Source organism: Mucilaginibacter pineti (genome assembly GCF_900101875.1).
GTDB classification, from domain to species: Bacteria; Bacteroidota; Bacteroidia; order Sphingobacteriales; family Sphingobacteriaceae; genus Mucilaginibacter; species Mucilaginibacter pineti.
Genome location: NZ_FNAI01000002.1, coordinates 33,257 through 51,877 on the forward strand (window position 1 = coordinate 33,257; position 18,621 = coordinate 51,877).

The following is an 18,621-nucleotide window of genomic DNA, read 5'->3' on the forward strand; positions in this document are numbered from 1 at the left end:
CGATCAGGAAAGAAAATCCCTGATAATAAGACTTGTTTGGCGCCATAAAGTTACAGCCCGGAAGTTTTATTTACAACCCCGCTTTAATGCTGTTATAAGGCAGGCCGGCATCATCAACGGAGTATTGAGTGAGTACACTATCTTTTATGGTGATGTAATCGCCGCGGTGGCTTACCACATATCGCTCCATGCCATCTTTGGTAACTATCATGGGTACCGTGGCCGAAACTACCTTGCCGGCAGTATCAAGCTCCATAACGTATAGCTCTTTTTTAGGATCATTTGGCTCATAAAAAGGAACGATAAGGGTATGGTTATTATCATCAACAAAACGGCCTACAATGTTTTTGCCGGTTATTTCTTTAGGGTTTAACTCCAGCAGGTGTTTAGCTACCTGGGCCGATATGCCGCTGATCTTTAGCCTTACAAAATTGCCCTCGGTATCTTTAAGGGTATCCTGCATAACTACCTTATTGGCATTGGGGTATTTGGCTATGGCGTAAAAGTTATTGTCGCTGGTGTTTCTGTCTTTATGCCCGTTAAGCAGGTAGCAAAGCTGCAGGTTGGATAGTTTTGAGCTGTCGGATTTTATTTTTCCGGCGATGCTGAGGAGTTGAGATTCGGTTAGCCTGCTGCTAATATTAACAGTAAGCAAAGTAGCTGTATCGCTTTTTACCACCCTGGAGATGGTGTATTTAGGCACATCTTTTTTAGCGCAGCCAAAGGCCATCAGCATCACAATAAAACAAAACAGGATATTTTTCATAACTGGGTGTAAAGATAAACACGATTTAGCGATTTAGCAGGATTAACCAGGATTTTTGGGATTAAGGGATTGCCGGGATTATATCGTTTGTTAGGGAACAATCAATATCTTTTAACTTTACTCTTTTTATCCTTGTTCTTTGCTCCTTCATCTTTATTCCATAAATCTCCCATTAAATAATCCCATATAAAGCGCCGCCTTTTTCGCCCATTTTATCAATTTGTTTTTCAACTTCGGCATCACGTTCAAGTACGGGGGCGTGGTGCGGTTTTATGCGGGCATCAATAATAAGCGGACCGGTGCAGCCCCAGTGTTTATGATCTGTAAAACTGCCTATACCGTAAATATCATGGGATGGGTTACTACGGGTAAAAGTTATCCAAACAAAATTATTGATGTTTTCGGCGGCGAAGGCAGCATCGTCGCAAAGTACAATGAGGGCAAGACCGGTAAGTTCGTCGGCATCTTCTTTTAGTTTATAGTCGATGATGCTTACAATATTGTCCATATCCTTATGGTTCACATGCTTGGGTACTTCCACCATCAGCACGCCGGGCATGGCCATTTTGTAGGTGTTAACCGGTCTGGGCAGTTCAAACCATGATGGCAATGCTGTCCATAGTTCGCGCTTAATGTCACCGGCTACGGTTATGGCTACCTTGCTGCCGGTGTTAAGGCCGTCGCCGCTATAGTCGAGGGTATCAATGGTAGTGCGGGTGTAAAAATGGAGGTCGCGGGTAAAGTCTGCACGCTCCAGTATGTGTTTTAAAAACGGTTCAATATTGTTAACATTCAAGTTAGGGTCATCACCTTCGGCAGCTATCAGCAGGTACTTGGCAAGGCTTAGCTGGCTTTTGCCGAGTATGTGGTTGGCTATGGTGAGGATCTCCTGCGGCTTGCGCTCCTTAATATAAGGCGTATAACGCTCGCTGCCGATGGCAAATAATAATGGGTGTACACCTGCAGCATCTACCGCGTTAACAGCGTGCAAACCGGGGATTTCCTTTGGAATAGCCGCTCCGCTTATTTCATGGATAAGTGCCCCAAAACTGGTATCCTCCTGCGGCGGCCGGCCCACTACCGTGAACGACCAAACCGCATCTTTACGGTGGTATACATTGTGCACTTTCAAAAGCGGGAAGGGATGCTTTAAACTATAATAGCCCAGATGATCACCAAAGGGGCCTTCGGGCTTGTTTTCGAGGGGCATAACCGTACCCGTGATCACAAAATCAGCATCCGAAGAAATACAGAAACCCTCATCATCATAAAAATAACGAAACCTGCGGTTGCCAAGCGCACCGGCAAAGGTCATTTCAGATAGTCCTTCGGGTAGGGGCATTACCGCCGCCACGGGATGACTTGGCGGTCCGCCCACGAATATACTTACCTTCAATGGCTGCCCTTTTGCATTTGCCTTGGTTTGGTGTACACCTATGCCGCGGTGCAACTGGTAATGTAAACCAATTTCCTCATTCAAAATATAATCGTTACCGGCCAGTTGTATGCGGTACATACCCAGGTTGGCATTCATGATGCCGGGTTTGTCTGCATCCTCGGTATAAACCTGCGGCATGGTCACAAATGGACCGCCATCCATAGGCCAGTTCACAATTTGGGGGATGTCGCTTATTTTACATTTGGAAAAATTTACGGGGGCGCTTCTGCCGCTGCCTTTCATAGGTAACGCGGATAGCGCCGTAAGCGCTACGTTTGTATATTTAAAAGGGTTTTTAATGGCTTTTATAGGGTCGTTCTTTAACTCTACAAGGGTTTTGATCTTATCCAGCGTATCCCTGAATATAAATTTCGACCGTTCCAGCGTACCAAACAGGTTTGATACTGCGGGGAATTTGCTGCCCTTTACATTCTCAAATAATATGGCTGGTCCCTGGTTTTCAAAAACACGCAGGTGGATGGCTGCCATCTGCAAATAGGGATCAACCTCGTCCTTAATACGCACCAGGTGACCGTTCTTTTCCAGGTCGGCAATACAGGCCTGTAAACTTTTATAACCCATGCACGAAGGTAATAATATTAGCGCTCATTGGTTTGGTTGTTCCATACTTCGTTGGTAATAATGTTGCCATAAAGCATATAAAATTGATGGATTTACTACCACTGATAAATAAAAAAATATGCCAGAAAAAGGCAATAAATAACGCAAACAGCCTGTAAACAAGCACGCCAATCATCAAAATATGCTACTTTCGTAACTTAGTTTGACTGCTAAATTTTATGTCGGTAATTGTACTTACCTTAATTATACTGGTGGGCTCGTATTTTGCGGGTTTGCTGGGCTCATTAACAGGCCTGGGCGGCGGTGTGGTAATTATACCGCTGTTAACGCTATTGTTAGGGGTTGATATTCATTATGCCATCGGCGCGTCGCTGGTATCGGTAATTGCCACTTCCTCGGGTTCGGCGGCGGCTTATGTTAAAGAGGGCATCACCAACATTCGCCTGGGGATGTTCCTGGAAATTGCCACTACGGCGGGGGCTATGGTAGGCGCGCTGGTAGCCGTTTACATTCCTACAAATTTTATAGCCATTTTATTTGGGGTGATACTGATCCTGTCGGCCATTATGTCCTTACGTAAAAAGGCCGAACTCATCAACCAGCAACCCAGCAAACTGGCCGAAAAACTAAAGCTCAACAGCAGCTACCCAACTGCCAATGGCCGGGTAGATTATAAGATAAAAAATGTTGGCGGCGGCTTTTTTATGATGCTGTTTGCGGGCGTAATATCGGGCCTGCTGGGGATAGGATCTGGCGCCTTAAAAGTACTGGCGATGGATGGCATTATGCGCATCCCCTTTAAGGTATCAACCACAACAAGTAATTTTATGATAGGGGTAACCGCTGCGGCAAGTGCGGTGGTTTACCTGCAACGCGGTTATATTGACCCCGGTTTATCAATGCCGGTTGCCATTGGTGTTTTATTAGGCGCACTAAGCGGATCAAAAATACTGGTGCATACCACCTCATCGGGCTGGCTGCGCTGGGTATTTGCACTGGTAGTAACCTTTTTGGCATCCCAAATGATATATAACGGGTTTACACATAAAATATAGCTGCGCGGTCATTTGGCTGCGCCGTCATTGGGTCATTGGTCATTTGGCTACGCCGTCATTAGTCATTAATGAATAAGACGGTAACAATAACAAAAGACTAATGACTAATGACACGAAGTGAAAATGACCCAATGACACGCAGTATAATGACACGAAATAAATGACCCAATATAAAAATGAATAAATTCAGAGATACCGATATGCAGGCCGTTATAGGCTGGATACTACGCGCAGGGGTGCTTATATCAATGAGTGTTATATTTATTGGCGGTGCATTTTACCTGTATCGTCACGGGCATACACATGTTGATTATAGTACTTTTAAAGGTGTGCCAGATTTTGTACATAGCCCGGGCGGTATTATCAACGGCATATTTACCTTACGGGGGAGGGCCATTATACAGGCCGGGATAGTGCTATTAATTGCTACGCCTGTTATAAGAGTGGTATTTTCGGCAATAGGTTTTGTATTGGAAAAAGACTACCTGTACACCGGCATCACGTTGCTGGTTTTACTTATCATTTTGGCCAGTATGCTAAGCGGCCACGCCGGTTAAATATTTTTTAAAACTTTTTGGCCGTTGCATATATTATTATAATATGCAACGGCAGTATGTTGAATCATCGGCATTAAATAGCGCAGGCTATGACCCTAACGCAAAGATCCTTGAACTTGAGTTTAGGGACAGCGGCGGGATATGGCAGTACTTTGGCTTCCAACCGTCAACCTACAAAAAGTTTATAAGTTCCGAATCTTTAGGAAATTTCTTCGTTACCCGTATCAAAGGCAAATACCCCGAATTGCGGATTAAATAAATGATTGGTTTTAATTACCTGTGCGGCGCTGCTCGTCGTCGCTGCCGGTTTGGCGTTTCGGTACAGATTTAACTGTCGATTTTCCAAAGCGATAGGTAAAGTTGATGCGGGCTATGCGGCTTTCCCGTTTGTTAACCCCGGTAAGATCTACATTTTGATACAGCACGTGGTACCGTTCCCGGTCGGTATTAAAAATGTCATTAATGCTTAGTTTTATATTGCCCCGCTTGTTAAACAGTTGTTTGCTGATGCCGGCGTTCATTAAATAGCTTTGTTTAATTTGATTGATGCCATATATAGTGGGCGACTCATACTTTCCGAAAACTTCCGCAGATATTGTACTGCTGATAGTAAAGGTTTGCGTGGTATTAAAAATGATATCCTGCATGGCTTTATTAAAGGTGCCGTTTATGGCATAGGCCTTATAGCGCTGCAGCGAGGCATCTAAATAAAAATTGCCGCTCCACCAGCTGTTAAACCGCACGGGAGTATAAACAGATGCACCAAAAGCCTTGATCCTGCCAAAGTTTTTATTGCTCATTACGTTAACTTTCGATGAGTCATTTTGACTGTAAACCGGAAAATCATAGGCATCGTTGGTGAGATTGTAATACAGTGTAGTTAACAACGACTGGTTATAGGTATGCGTTAATTGAAAGGCATGTGTGTATTCGGGTTTCAGATGCGGGTTGCCCGAGCGGTAATCATACAGATCGGTATAGTATAAAAACGGGTTAATATCCTCGTAAGCGGGGCGGTGTATGCCCTTGTTGTAGCTCAGGTTAAATGTGTTTTTATTGTTGGCCTGGTAATTTATCTGCCCCTGCGGAAAAAGGTTGAAGTAATCATTGCTGTTTTCCGCATTATTTAACGTGGTAATGGCAACGGTGTTACTGTTTGTACTTGTTTTTTCGGCCCGTAAACCAGCGGTAAACTCAAATTTGCCAACCTTATTTATATAATTTAAATAGCCATAGCTTATCCGCTCGGTATAAATGAAGCGGTTACTAACAGTAGGATCGGCCTGATAAGTGTTGTTTAATTTTGCGCCGAATATTAGGTTGTTGTTACTTTCGGTATGGGTGTATTTAACCCCGGCCTCCAACCGCTCGGTTTTTGAGAATGGATGTATGAAATCTATCTTCGACGTCCAGATGTGGATATTTGATGGCGAGAGGTTTTCAAGCAGCAGCGGATCGCGATAGGTTTGGCCTTCGGGAGTGTAAAAATTATTGGTAATGAATTCGTTGGAGTGGCGGTTATAGGTAGAGTAATTAAAATCTGCCGATAGGTTATCTCCTGCTTTGCTTAACGCCGCGTTATAGTTAACGTTATAATTTAAGTAGCTGCTACCCCTGTCAAGGTTTGATTTAGCAATAATAACAGAATCAAGCTGCCCCTGGTTGGTTATTCTCAGGTTGTTATCTTTATCAAAGCTATCATTCTTTATAATGCCATTTGCTTGTATTCCAATTGTTTGTGTTTTTGATATGGAGTAATCGGCACCTAAAATAAAGTTATGTGCTTGTGTTTTTTGAGTATTATAATATTTAACATCATAATTACTTAAAACATCGTTATAATTAATATTCCTGTTGGTGGTAATGGTGCGGTCGGTTTTATTATTGTCAAATGTGTAGTTACCAAAAATGTTGATTTTTGCACCGCGATTGTTAAAGGAGATACCGGCGCGGCTTTTATAGTATTTGCCATAGCCGCCGCCTATAACCACGCTGCCGTTGGCCCCAATATTTTTGCCTTTTTTTAGTATGATGTTTATAATGCCCCCGCCAGATGCATCATATTTTGCCGAGGTGCTGCTGATCATTTCTATCTGCTCAATGGTGCTGCTTTGCATACTGCGCAGCAGGTTGGTAAGATCGTCGCCGGTGAGGCCGGTGGGTTTGCCGTCAATGGTAATTAAAGCGGGCTGCCTGCCAACAATGCTCAGCATTTCGCTGCCGCTGTTAACGTGTACCCCCGGCGATTGCCTTAATATATCGTACGCCGAATTACCTTCGGATAGGATACTGCTTTGCATGTTAACAATGATTTTGCCGGGTTTAACCTCTATGTAGGGTTTGCGGGCAATAATATCCACCTGTTTCAACTGGCTGTTAATCAGCTTTAAAATAATATTAGCTACGGTTATACTTTGCCCTTCGTTAACTTTATAATGGGCAGTGTATGCTTTACTGCTGCCAATGGAGGTGGCTAAAAGTAAATAAGTATCTGGTTTAATGCCGCTAAAAGAAAACGCCCCGGTTTTATCTGCAAGGCCCGAGTTTACTACTGATGAATCGGCGGCGCGCAGCAACACTATGGTGGCAGCCTCCGCAGCGGTATTATCTTCCATTAAAACTTTACCCTGTATTGCTGAAGGTTTGGTTTGCGCAAAAGAAAAATAGCATATCCCGGTTAAGAACGCCGAAAATAAGCACCCGAATAATACCTTCATTAATAGTTTTTGTAGAAATTTTCTATATTTCTAAGTTTAAAATATAATGCAATATAGCACAATATATTAAAACCCTATAAATACATATAAAGGCTTTTTACGATATGTAAATAATAATGTTGTGCCGATATGGAAATTAATTGCCGGTTATGTTTTATTAAAAACAGGGAGGTTTAAGTAGCCATAGATATGTATTATCAATTTAAACAAAAGCAGGGCATTTTTTATTAATTTCGGCCCAAGAGTATCTTAGTGCAATTTGATTACCAGTAACATGAAGAAAATAATTTTTTTTATCCCGTTGATATGTTTTGCCAGCGGGCTTTTAGCACAAACCCAGCCAGCTAATTATGCAACGGCCTTAAGTAAGTTTGTGCAGCTGTACAACACCAATAAGGTCGACAGCATTTTTAACATGTTTAGCAAGGAAATGAAAACTTCCCTGCCCTTAGAAAGTTTCAGAACTACCACCATGCAACTGCGGGCGCAATTAGGTAACCTTACCCGTGCCGACTTTGTGAAATACGAATCGCCGGTGGCATCTTATAAGGCTAACTTTGAAAAAGGCGTATTTTCACTTAACCTTGCACTCAATGGCGATGGACAGTTTACCGGTTTGTTTTTAAAGCCTTACACAGCCGAGGCTGCTGTAACCGCCGTTACACCAACATCAACCATAGCTACTGATCCGTCCATTACCGAGTCGCCAATCATATTAAAAACACTGGAGGGTACATTGGCCGGAACATTGGCTATGCCCAAAAATGCAGGAGAAAAAGTTCCCGTAGTTTTAATCATAGCCGGATCGGGCCCTACAGACCGCGACGGCAACAGTCCTAAACTTGGCTTATTCGCCAATGACTATAAGCTGATAGCCAATGAACTTGGTAAAAACGGTATAGCATCGGTACGTTATGATAAGCGCCTTGTTGGCCAAAGTGTAAGCACCACTAAGGAAAACGAACTTAGATTTGAAGATTATGTGGATGACGCGTTGGGCTTAATTAATTTACTGGTAGCTGATGAGCGTTTTTCGAAAGTAATTGTACTGGGCCATAGCGAAGGATCATTAGTAGGTATGATGGCTTGTATAGACCAGCCTGTAAAGGCATTTATATCCGTAGCAGGTGCGGGTGATTCGGCTGATAAAATTATGGTTGAGCAGATGAAATCGCAGTCGAAATTTGTATCAGACGGGTTTAACCGGATGCTTGATAGCTTGAAAAAAGGAAAAACTACCGATAACATAGATCCTTTGCTTTACGCGGTTGCGAGGCCAAGTATCCAAAAATATCTTATGTCGTGGTTTAGGTATAACCCAACCCGCGAGATCAGGAAACTGAATGTGCCTATACTTATACTACAGGGCACAACAGATTTGCAGGTAACCGTAGCCGATGCCAATAAACTAAAGAAAGCAAAATCAGAAGCTATATTGGATATCATCCCAGGTATGAACCATGTTTTGAAAGAAGCCCCTGCCGATAGGGAAAAGAACCTGGCCACCTATAACCAGCCCGATTTGCCGCTTAAACCCGAGTTTGTAAAAGCCTTGATCGGCTTTGTGAAAAAGGTAAAATAGAGTGTATTAAATTTTGTCATTCTGAGTGATAGCGAAGAATCTACTGGGCGGCTTGCATACCGATGATCAGATGCTTCGCTATCGCTCAGAATGACAATTTAAATAACCAATAAACTATCCCCAAGCTCCCAGCAATCTTCTGATCACTATTATTTCAGCAACATGGTAAGCGTTATGATCTGCAACCTGCAGGGCCTCGCGTAAAATATTCTGCCCATCGCCATGCGGAATTTTAGTGAACAGATCGCCTGTTTTTACCAGCGAGATCAATTCCTCCAAATCGGTATTAATTTGCTCAACCGTATCGTTCCAGGTTTTATCATCTTTAGGGGCGGTTTCTTTCGGCCAGTAATCATCGGGCCAGTTTGGCGATTGATGGCCGCCATCTTTACAAAACTCCAGCATATCCCATTGCGCAATGCGGATGTGATATACCAACTGCCAGATACTGTAAGGCAGCTTATCGGGTTTGGCGCCACGCAGGTTTTCGGGCAAGCCGGCCAGTGCTTTTTTTAAATCGACATGTGCATTCCCGCCTTGCAGCAGGTGTATCAATTCGTCAATTAAAATTTTATGATCGTTATTCATGTTGTGCTTTGTTTTTTAAAGTAACAAATTACAAGGCAGATTGATTTATATGCCTTAAATGTTTTAAGTTTATCCGTCATTTTAAAAATCTTCAATTCGTGATAAAAAACATATTTTTCAAGCTGTTTGTTGCAGTTGCCCTGGTTACAGTGGTGTTAACCGGTTGTAAAAAAGAAGGTGCCGGCGGCGGCCCCATGCTGGGTAAGGACGATGCTGCCTTTGCCATTTATGAAAACTCTTTTTTAGATGCGCTTTGGAAGCAAAACCCCGATTGGGCTACCTCTGTAGGCTATCATAAATACGATAGTGTATTGCTTATCCCCAACGAGCAATCGAGGCAAAAAACTATTGAGTTTGCCAGGCTCCAGGCCGATTCATTAAGTCGTTTTGAGGTGAACAGCCTTACCGAAGCCAACCGTATTGATTATAAAATGATGCAGAACCAGCTGGATTATACGCAATGGCAAATAAATCAGCTTAAATCATATGAATGGGACCCATCGGCATACAACGTGATAGGTACTTTTGCCTTTATCCTGAATGAGAACTACGCGCCGCTTACCAAACGTGTTCGCAGTATTTATGAGAAGATGGCCAACATTCCGCTTTATTATAAAGAGGCCCAAAAACAAATAAAAAATCCGGTGGCGGAGCTTACCAGCCTGGCCATTGAGCAAAACCTGGGCGGCCTGGATATCTTTGAAAAAGACCTTGCCGATTCACTTAAGAAAACAAGCATCCCCAAACCCGAACAAAAATTAATAACAGACAGGGCCGCGCTTAGTGTTAAAGCCATAAAGGATTATACCGAATGGCTGAAAGCCCTGAAGAACGATCATCCCCGCAGCTTTAGGTTGGGTAAAGATTTGTATGAAGATAAATTTAAGTTCGAGGTAGTAGCTGCCAGTACCGCGCAACAGGTTTATAATTCGGCGGTTAACCGTAAAAAATTCCTGCATCATGAAATGGCTAAAATAAGTCGCACGTTATGGCCTAAGTATTTTGGTACTAAAGCAATGCCTGCCGATACATTGCAGCTTATTAGCCAGATGATTGATACCTTATCATCAAAACATGTTAAGCCGGATGAATTTCAATCGGCCATTGTACAGCTGATTCCTAAACTTAATGCCTTTGTGAAAAGTAAAGATCTGTTAACGCTCGATCCATCAAAACCACTTGTTATCCGTAAAGAACCTGGTTATATGGCTGGTGTTGCGGGTGCATCAATGAGCGGGCCCGGGCCTTATGATAAGGGTGGCAATGCTTATTACAATGTTGGCAGCCTTGCCGGCTGGAGTAAGGAAAAAGCCGAAAGCTACCTGCGCGAATACAATCAATACATCATCCAGATATTGAGTATTCACGAGGCAGTACCCGGCCATTATGTACAAAGTGTTTACGCCAACAAAGCGCCGAGTATTATAAAATCGGTATTTGGTAACGGCGCTATGGCCGAAGGCTGGGCTGTTTACACCGAGCAAATGATGCTTGATGCAGGCTATGGCAACAATGAGCCCGAAATGCTGCTGATGTGGTACAAATGGCACCTGCGTTCGGTTTGTAATACCATATTGGATTATAGCGTGCATAGCGGCAGCATGACCAAAGAGCAAGCCATAAAAATGCTAACCACCGAGGCATTCCAGCAGCAAGCCGAAGCCGACGGCAAATGGAAACGCGTAAGTGTAACCAGCGTACAGCTTACCAGCTACTACACCGGCTACAAAGAGATCACCGATTTGCGCGATGCCTACAAAGAAAAAATGGGCGATAAATATAAACTGAAAGAGTTTAACGAGAAGTTTTTAAGCTACGGCAGCGCTCCGGTTAAATTTATCAGGGAAGCCATGCTGGCAAAAGCCCCGGAAACAGGGAAGTAAGAAGGGAAGTCGGGAAGTCTGGGAAGTCAGAAAGTCGGAAAAGTCCGGAAGTCAGAGAAGGAAGAGAGTCCGGAATGCTTCCAAAAACTTTCGGACTTTCTGACTTTCCGACTTCCGGACTCCCCCAAAAGCAGATAGCCCATGAATGACTAAACTTATGGACTATGAACCACGAGCCAATCACCCATGAACTATCAAAATCTTTAAAAAACTTATAATTAGGCGTAATGTTTTTCTATCTGGTACGCCAGTTGGGCTTCAATATTGTTCTCCAGCTTTCCCTGGCAGCAAACAACATTATGCTCTTTATTGTAATTAAATTCAGCAATAATTTTACCCTGGTCAACCACGCGGAACTTCCCTGCTTCATTGGGTAAAACAGCTACAATGCGCTCATCATCCTTAAAATTGATCAACACATGAAACTGGTGCTGTGGTATAAATGCTATCTGCTGTAACATGAAAACCTCCCTTTCTGTTGTTTGAAAAGTATCTTAAAAGTATAAAAGCTTAGCTTATATAAAGTTAACGAAATAAGTTTTAAATAATTGCTAACAAACGGCGCATTTTTACATCAAATTATTGTGATACCTTTATTAACCCATAAATCTATATGAAACATCTTTTTAACCTGTTAATGCTGTTAACTGCAACCCTTGCCTGCCAGGCCCAAAAGTTTAAACCGGCCCTGCATTTAACTAAAGGTAATACCTATGATATGATCACCAGCACTTCATCGGCCATACAGCAAACCATGAACGGGCAGGTAAATAATATAAATATCGCCATTAATGGCACAACCTCATTTAAGGTATTAAATGCCGATGATTCGTTGTACTACATGGAGGTTAACTATAAAAGCCTGGGTATGAAAATGCAAATGGCTGGTTCAAATGCTAATTTCGATTCCAACAAATCCGACTCAACGGATATCATGTCGTCTATATTAAAAGGTTTGGTAAACAAGCCGTTTACCGCTATTATTACCAAAAGCGGCAAAATTAAGTCGGTTGAAAATGCGGAGAAAATGATCTCATCGGTATTGGATGGTTTTCCGCAGATCCAGGGGGCGCAAAAGGAGCAGGTTAAAACCCAGTTTCTGAAGTCGTTTGGCAGCGAAGCCATCAAAACCAGTCTGGAAATGTCGACCGCCGTTTTCCCTGAAAAGGCGGTTGCTAAAAACGAAAAGTGGACGATAGTCAACAATATAGAAACCACCATGACCGCTAAGGTTAGTACCGTTTATCAGCTAACAGACGTAAGCCCCACCAGCTACATAATTCATGGCGATGGAGCCATTGTAACCGATAACGCTACGGGCTATAAACAAATATCGGGCATGCCTATGCAGTACAATATGAAAGGTACCTCCACCGCCGATATTAAAGCAGATAAAGTGACTGGCTGGATAACCGAAGCAAAAATAAAACAGCAGATAAGCGGTACCGTGAACATCAAGGATAACCCCCAGGTTCCCGGCGGCGCCTCATTCCCAATGACGGTAACTAATGAAACCATTACTACGGATAAGTAGGGTGTTGGTTACTGATGGTGTTGAGGGCGATATTTTTTATGTAGAGACGCAATATTTTGCGTCTCCCGCCATGCAGATCGATTTGTATAGTGCACTTGCATAGTTGGAGACGCAAAATATTGCGTCTCTACATGAGAATGCTTTTTGTCGACGTCGAATGCTATTAATCGTCTGAATCATACCAATGAGCCATTGAACAAATAAACCAAAACATTACCTTCGCATATATGTCACCAGCCGAAGCTAACAAACAAATACAGGCCTTAACAAACGAATTAAGACAGCACAATTACAACTATTATGTGCTGGCTATGCCTACTATTGCCGATTTTGATTTCGACCGGAAATTGCGGGAGTTGAATGAGTTGGAGAAGGAATTCCCGGAATTTGCAGATCCGGATTCGCCTACCCAAAAGGTGGGCGGCTACATTACCAAAGAATTTGTTACGGTTAGGCACCGCTGGCCAATGCTGTCGTTAGGTAATACCTACAACGCGCAGGAATTGCTTGATTTTGATCAGCGCATCCGCAAGGCCATAGGCGACAGTTTTGAATACGTTTGCGAGCTTAAATTCGACGGACTGAGCATGAGCCTGACTTATGAAAATGGCAAACTGCTGCGTGCCGTTACCCGCGGCGATGGGGTACAGGGCGATGAAGTAACCACCAACGTGCGCACTATTCATAGCATCCCCAAAAAACTGACCGCTGGTAATTATCCCGATCTGTTTGAAATTCGCGGTGAAGTATTTATGCACCTTAAAGCATTTGAACGGCTTAATAAGGAGCGTGTTGATAATGGTGAAGTGCCTTACGCCAATCCGCGTAACTTTGCATCGGGTACCATGAAATTGCAGGATTCGGCCGAGGTAGCTAAACGCCCGCTGGATTGTTTCTTGTATGGTTTATACACCGAAAAAACGCTGTTTAAAACCCATTGGGAAAGCCTGGAAGCTGTTAAAAGCTGGGGTTTTAATGTAAACGAGCAAAGTCGCCTTTGTAGTGATATTAACGGCGTGTTGGAGTTTATTGAACATTGGGATAAAGAGCGCTTTAACCTGAGCTACGATATCGACGGTATTGTGATTAAGGTTAACAATTACTCGCAACAGCAGGAGCTTGGCTTTACGGCCAAATCGCCGCGCTGGGCTATCTCCTATAAATTTAAAGCCGAACGGGTAGAAACAGAACTATTGCAGGTTACCTACCAGGTGGGGCGTACGGGCGCGGTTACGCCGGTAGCCAATTTAAAACCCGTGTTGCTGGCCGGTACTACCGTAAAGCGCGCCACGCTGCACAATGCAGATGAAATAACCGAGCGCCTTAAATTGCATGAACATGATACCGTTTTTGTTGAAAAAGGCGGCGAGATCATCCCCAAGATCATCAGCGTAAATTTAGATAAACGTAAGCCCGATGCTAAGCCGATAGCCTATATAACTAATTGCCCTGCATGTGATACGCCGTTATTGCGTACCGAAGGCGAAGCCGCATGGTATTGCCCCAATGATGAGGGGTGTCCGCCTCAAATAATGGGTAAAATGCAGCACTTCATCGGTCGTAAAGCCATGAATATTGATGGTTTGGGCGATGAAACCATCGAAACACTTTATAAGCAACAGTTTATAACACACATCAGCGATCTGTATGATTTGCATGAACACGCCGCCGAGTTAAAACAGCTTGGTCGGTTTGGCGAAAAATCTATCAATAACATGTTGGATGGGATCGAAAAATCAAAGCAGATGCCTTTTGAAAAAGTGCTGTTTGGGTTAGGGATCCGCTATGTTGGGGAAACGGTTGCCAAAAAGCTGGTAGCCCATTTCAAAACCATCGAAAACCTTATGGATGCCACCGCGGAGGAATTAACCGCCGCCGAAGAAATAGGCGGTCGTATTGCCCAAAGCATCACCGAATATTTTGCCGATGAAAGCCACCGGCAGGAAATAGCAAAATTAAAGGACCGTGGTCTGCAATTTGTTGCCGAAGAAAAGGAAGTGAACCTGGCCAGCGAGAAACTATCCGGTCAGAGTTTTATTATCTCGGGCGTATTTGAAAAGTATTCGCGCGACGAACTAAAGGAACTCATTGAGCAAAATGGCGGCAAAATATTGAGCAGCATATCGGCAAAACTCAACTACCTGGTGGCCGGCGATAATATGGGTCCTGCCAAATTAGAGAAAGCCCAAAAGTTAAATATCCCAATTATTAGCGACGAAGAATTGTTGAAGATGATTGACTAAGCGATATTAATTTCGTTAAAACGAGTTATATGACTATCATTAGTAGTCATATAACTCGTTATTTCACATTATTTAACAAATATTGACTGTAACAATAAGCTATAAAGTTTCATCTTAGTACCAAAACCCCGCTAAATGAAATCAACCTTATTACTCGTATTGTTATTTGTTTTTACTTCTCCTCTTTTTGCCCAGCAGTTTAGTGTTAGCGGTAAAATAACCGACGAAAATAATAAACCCGTGCCCTTTGCATCGGTTTACATTAAAAATACAACCAAAGGCGCATCTGCCAACAGCGAGGGTTTTTATGAACTGCAATTAAAGCCCGGCAATTACGAGTTACAATATAAAGCAGTAGGCTACGGGCAGCAAAGCAAACGGGTTGAGCTTACCGCCAACCAGGTTGTAAATGTGAGCCTTAAAACAGAAACCTACGAGTTAAAAGCCATTGCCATACATGCCGGCGCCGAAGATCCTGCTTATGCCATCATTCGCAAGGCCATCAAAAAGCGTAAAACTTACCTCAATGAAGTAAAAGCCTACACCTGCGATATCTACATAAAGGGCTTGCAAAAATTACTGGCTGCCCCCAAGAAATTTCTTGGTGTTGACGTGCAGAAAGCCACCAACGAGGCCGGACTTGATTCTAACCGCAGGGGGATAGTTTACTTGTCAGAATCAGAATCAAAATACAGCTTTATGCGGCCCGATCAGGTTCATGAAGTGCAGGTGTCATCAAAGGTATCTGGCCGTAACCGGGCGTTCAGCTTTAATCGCGCATCAGATCTGGCGGTGAATTTTTACGAAAACTTTCAAACATGGGAAGGCCTTAGTAACCGTCCGCTGGTATCGCCTATTGCCGATAACGCCCTGTTTTACTATAAATACCAATACATGGGCCTGAGCGTTGAAAACGGCGAAACCGTTAACAAGATCAAGGTTACCCCAAAGCGCAGCTACGACCCCTGCTTTGAAGGCTATATTTATATTTTAGATGATAGCTGGCGGATAGAATCATTGCAGCTTTACCTTACAAAAAAAGCCAACATAAATTTTGTTGATACCTTAACCGTAAACCAGCAATTTTACCCGGTAAGCAGCAGGGCCTGGATGCCGGCAACTATTAAGTTTGAGTTTACCGGCGGCTTGTTTGGCTTTAAGGTGGGTGGATATTTTATATCGGTATATAAAAACTATGACCTCGATCCGGTACTTAATAAAAAGGATTTTGCCGAGGTACTACGGATAGACAAAGGCGTTGCTAAAGATACCTCCTATTGGAACCAGGAACGCCCCATACCGCTTACTAACGAAGAAAAGGTAGATTATAAAGCTAAAGATAAGCTGGCCATAAAACGCGAATCAAAGGTATACCTGGATTCGCTGGATAAGGCTAATAATACCTTTAAGCCCATAAATATTTTCACGGGCATCAGTACCCGCAATCGTTATAAAAAAGAATATTACCACTTTGATGGCTTACTGAATACCCTGGTTTACAATACCGTTGAGGGTTTTGCGCTTGACTATGGCGCATCATTCAGTAAGTTGGTTGATACGGTAAATAACCGTTACCTGCTGCTTAACGGCAAGGTGCGGTATGGTTTCAAAAACAAAATGTTTAATGGCACTGTTGGTGCGGCCATCCCTTTGAAACATTTAACACTTGGCTTAAACGCCGGTTCGGATATTACCGATCTGAATAGTCGCCAGCCGGTATCAACTTTAGAAAACTCTTTTTATAGCTTGTTTTACAAGGAAAATTATCAAAAACTCTATCAAAAGCAATTTGCCTCGGCATCATTATCCGGCAGGATCACGGGCGGATGGGTTGCTTACGCGATGGTGGAGTGGGCTAACCGTAAATCGTTGTCCAACTCGTCTGATTATAGTTTCTTTAATCCCGATAAAAAACAGTTCACCTCCAATAACCCATTAAACCCTGCATCGGATGCGCCCTTGTTTCCCGAGAATCAATCCTTTAAGATAGGTTTGCGTACCACCTATGATTTTAGCGATAAGTACGAAACCTATCCATCGGGCAGGCGCTATTTGCCATCAAAATATCCAACCATTGGGGTAAATTATGTTAAGGGGGTAAGCGGCGTTTTAGGATCAGATGTTGATTATGATGTGTTGAGTGTAGATGTTGCAAAATCAAACATTGATATGGGTTTTTACGGGCGCACATCGTTTTTTGCAGGCGCGGGTAAATTCGTTAATGCCAATAAGTTGTTTTATACCGATTATAAACACTTCGACGGTAACCAGCTATTGGTGTACACAACCAGCCTTAATAAGTTTTTATTGCTTAATTATTACAACTTTAGCACGCCCGATAAATATATTGAGGGGCATCTGGAGCATAACTTTTCGGGTTTTATCACCAATAAAATTCCTATTATCCGCAGGTTTAAATTGCAGGAGATAGTGGATATTAATTATCTGTATACCCCAAATCTTAAAAACTATACCGAACTGGGCTTTGGCCTTCAATACTTAAATATCAGGGCCATGTACGGAATGAGCTACAACAGCGGCACCAATATTCATTCGGCATTCAGGATAGGGGTGGCATTGTAGTATCAAGTAGTTAGTATCGCATTTGGTATCAAGTATCAAGTACGGTTTTTCTTTAGTATCAGGTAGTTAGTGTTGATGCTTGAGATATAGAGGTAAAATCTTGCTACCTGATACTAACTACTTGCTACTATTCCGCTATATTAGCATCCTTTAATTTTACTCATGAATAAATTTTACGGAACAGGGGTAGCTATGGTGACCCCTTTTCATTCGGACGGACAAATTGACTTTGACGGGTTACGCAACCTGATTGAGCATTTGATTGATGGCGGGGTAGATTACCTTGTATCATTAGGCACAACCGGCGAAAGCGCCACATTGAGCGGGGATGAGCGAAAGCAGGTTTGGGCTTTTACCGCCGAAGTTGTAAATAAGCGCGTTGGTTTGGTTGCAGGCATTGGCGGCAATAACACCCGCGAATTGGTTGAGCAGATAAAGGCATTCAATACCACTGGTTATGATGCTATATTATCATCAAGTCCGCATTATGTAAAGCCTACACAGGAAGGAATTTATCATCATTACAAAGCTATTGCCGAAAATACCAACCTGCCTATCATTTTATATAACGTGCCAAGTCGTACAGGCAGCAGCATAAGCGCGGAAACAACGGTGCGCCTTGCCCGCGATTTTAAAAATATCATAGGTATTAAGGAAGCATCAGGCAATTTCGATCTGTTTAATCAGCTGATGCGCGATAAGCCAGAAGGGTTTCTGTTTATATCCGGCGATGATCCGGTTACCTTGCCAATGATGGCTTTGGGCGCAGTTGGCGTGATATCTGTTATTGGTAATGCGTTGCCCGGCCAGTTATCGGCAATGGTTAAGCTTTTACTTAAAAACGATTTCAAGGGCGCACAGGCAGCACATTCAAAATTTGTAGATTTCACCAGGCTTATGTTTGTTGAAGGAAGCCCTGCCGGCGTAAAAACTTCGCTTAAATACTTAGGTGTTTGCGGGGATACCGTACGCCTGCCGCTGGTGCAGGTAAGCAGTGGTATTGCTGATGCCATTATACAGGAAACTAAAAAGTTTGCTTAAATAAAGCTCATAATTAAAAATGAAAGCCACACCTTAATCGATGTGGCTTTTT

The 18,621-nt window shown here is 43.0% G+C and carries 14 protein-coding genes; 9 read left to right on the forward strand and 5 right to left on the reverse strand.

All coding sequences use genetic code 11. The annotated features are described in order from the left end of the window. Positions 1-70: 70 nt before the first annotated feature. Positions 71-766: a hypothetical protein gene (locus tag BLS59_RS04465; protein ID WP_091145196.1), complete on the reverse strand. Its 696-nt coding sequence runs from the start codon at positions 764-766 to the stop codon at positions 71-73. Between the two features lie 172 nt (positions 767-938). Continuing rightward, on the reverse strand, positions 939-2,786 hold the full coding sequence (locus BLS59_RS04470) for a UbiD family decarboxylase (RefSeq protein WP_091145199.1): 1,848 nt from the start codon (positions 2,784-2,786) through the stop codon (positions 939-941). A gap of 218 nt (positions 2,787-3,004) precedes the next feature. Between BLS59_RS04470 and BLS59_RS04480 the strand changes: the two genes are divergently transcribed. The 3 genes from BLS59_RS04480 (at position 3,005) to BLS59_RS04490 (ending at position 4,657) form a co-directional block, all read left to right on the forward strand. Beyond that, positions 3,005-3,841 carry a sulfite exporter TauE/SafE family protein gene (locus BLS59_RS04480; RefSeq protein WP_091145206.1) on the forward strand — a complete coding sequence of 279 codons (837 nt, stop codon included), beginning with the start codon at positions 3,005-3,007 and terminating at the stop codon, positions 3,839-3,841. A gap of 176 nt (positions 3,842-4,017) precedes the next feature. Further along, positions 4,018-4,398, forward strand: coding sequence for a DUF1634 domain-containing protein (locus BLS59_RS04485; protein WP_091145209.1), 381 nt, complete (start codon positions 4,018-4,020; stop codon positions 4,396-4,398). A gap of 43 nt (positions 4,399-4,441) precedes the next feature. Further along, positions 4,442-4,657, forward strand: coding sequence for a KTSC domain-containing protein (locus BLS59_RS04490; protein ID WP_091145213.1), 216 nt, complete (start codon positions 4,442-4,444; stop codon positions 4,655-4,657). Positions 4,658-4,667: 10 nt separating this feature from the next. On the opposite strand, the gene BLS59_RS04495 is transcribed toward BLS59_RS04490, so the two are convergent. Then, the gene (locus tag BLS59_RS04495; protein WP_091145216.1) at positions 4,668-7,115 is read right to left on the reverse strand and encodes an outer membrane beta-barrel family protein; all 2,448 of its coding nucleotides are present in this window, start codon (positions 7,113-7,115) and stop codon (positions 4,668-4,670) included. A gap of 274 nt (positions 7,116-7,389) precedes the next feature. Here BLS59_RS04495 and BLS59_RS04500 point away from each other — a divergent pair, with 274 nt between their 5' ends. After that, entirely contained in the window at positions 7,390-8,697 is a 1,308-nt protein-coding gene (locus BLS59_RS04500; RefSeq protein WP_091145218.1) for an alpha/beta fold hydrolase, read from the forward strand. Between the two features lie 114 nt (positions 8,698-8,811). Here the strand turns inward: BLS59_RS04500 and BLS59_RS04505 are convergent, their stop codons facing one another. Continuing rightward, a complete protein-coding gene (locus BLS59_RS04505) occupies positions 8,812-9,285 on the reverse strand; it encodes a DinB family protein (RefSeq protein ID WP_091145222.1) in 474 nt (157 codons plus the stop codon). Between the two features lie 98 nt (positions 9,286-9,383). Between BLS59_RS04505 and BLS59_RS04510 the strand changes: the two genes are divergently transcribed. Then, complete coding sequence (locus BLS59_RS04510) at positions 9,384-11,168, forward strand: DUF885 domain-containing protein (RefSeq protein ID WP_240315150.1); 1,785 nt, start codon at positions 9,384-9,386, stop codon at positions 11,166-11,168. Between the two features lie 218 nt (positions 11,169-11,386). Here BLS59_RS04510 and BLS59_RS04515 read toward each other — a convergent pair whose 3' ends face one another. Beyond that, a complete protein-coding gene (locus BLS59_RS04515; RefSeq protein WP_091145226.1) occupies positions 11,387-11,629 on the reverse strand; it encodes a hypothetical protein in 243 nt (80 codons plus the stop codon). Between the two features lie 152 nt (positions 11,630-11,781). Here BLS59_RS04515 and BLS59_RS04520 point away from each other — a divergent pair, with 152 nt between their 5' ends. From BLS59_RS04520 to dapA, 4 genes are all read left to right on the forward strand, one after another. Beyond that, positions 11,782-12,702, forward strand: a complete 921-nt coding sequence (locus tag BLS59_RS04520; protein ID WP_091145229.1) for a DUF6263 family protein — start codon at positions 11,782-11,784, stop codon at positions 12,700-12,702. Positions 12,703-12,929: 227 nt separating this feature from the next. Further along, positions 12,930-14,945 carry an NAD-dependent DNA ligase LigA gene (gene ligA / locus BLS59_RS04525; RefSeq protein WP_091145231.1) on the forward strand — a complete coding sequence of 672 codons (2,016 nt, stop codon included), beginning with the start codon at positions 12,930-12,932 and terminating at the stop codon, positions 14,943-14,945. 135 nt (positions 14,946-15,080) lie between these two features. Further along, a complete protein-coding gene (locus BLS59_RS04530; protein ID WP_091145235.1) occupies positions 15,081-17,528 on the forward strand; it encodes a DUF5686 and carboxypeptidase regulatory-like domain-containing protein in 2,448 nt (815 codons plus the stop codon). Between the two features lie 162 nt (positions 17,529-17,690). After that, the gene (gene dapA, locus BLS59_RS04535) at positions 17,691-18,569 is read left to right on the forward strand and encodes a 4-hydroxy-tetrahydrodipicolinate synthase (RefSeq protein WP_091145238.1); all 879 of its coding nucleotides are present in this window, start codon (positions 17,691-17,693) and stop codon (positions 18,567-18,569) included. The last annotated feature ends 52 nt before the right edge of the window (positions 18,570-18,621 follow it).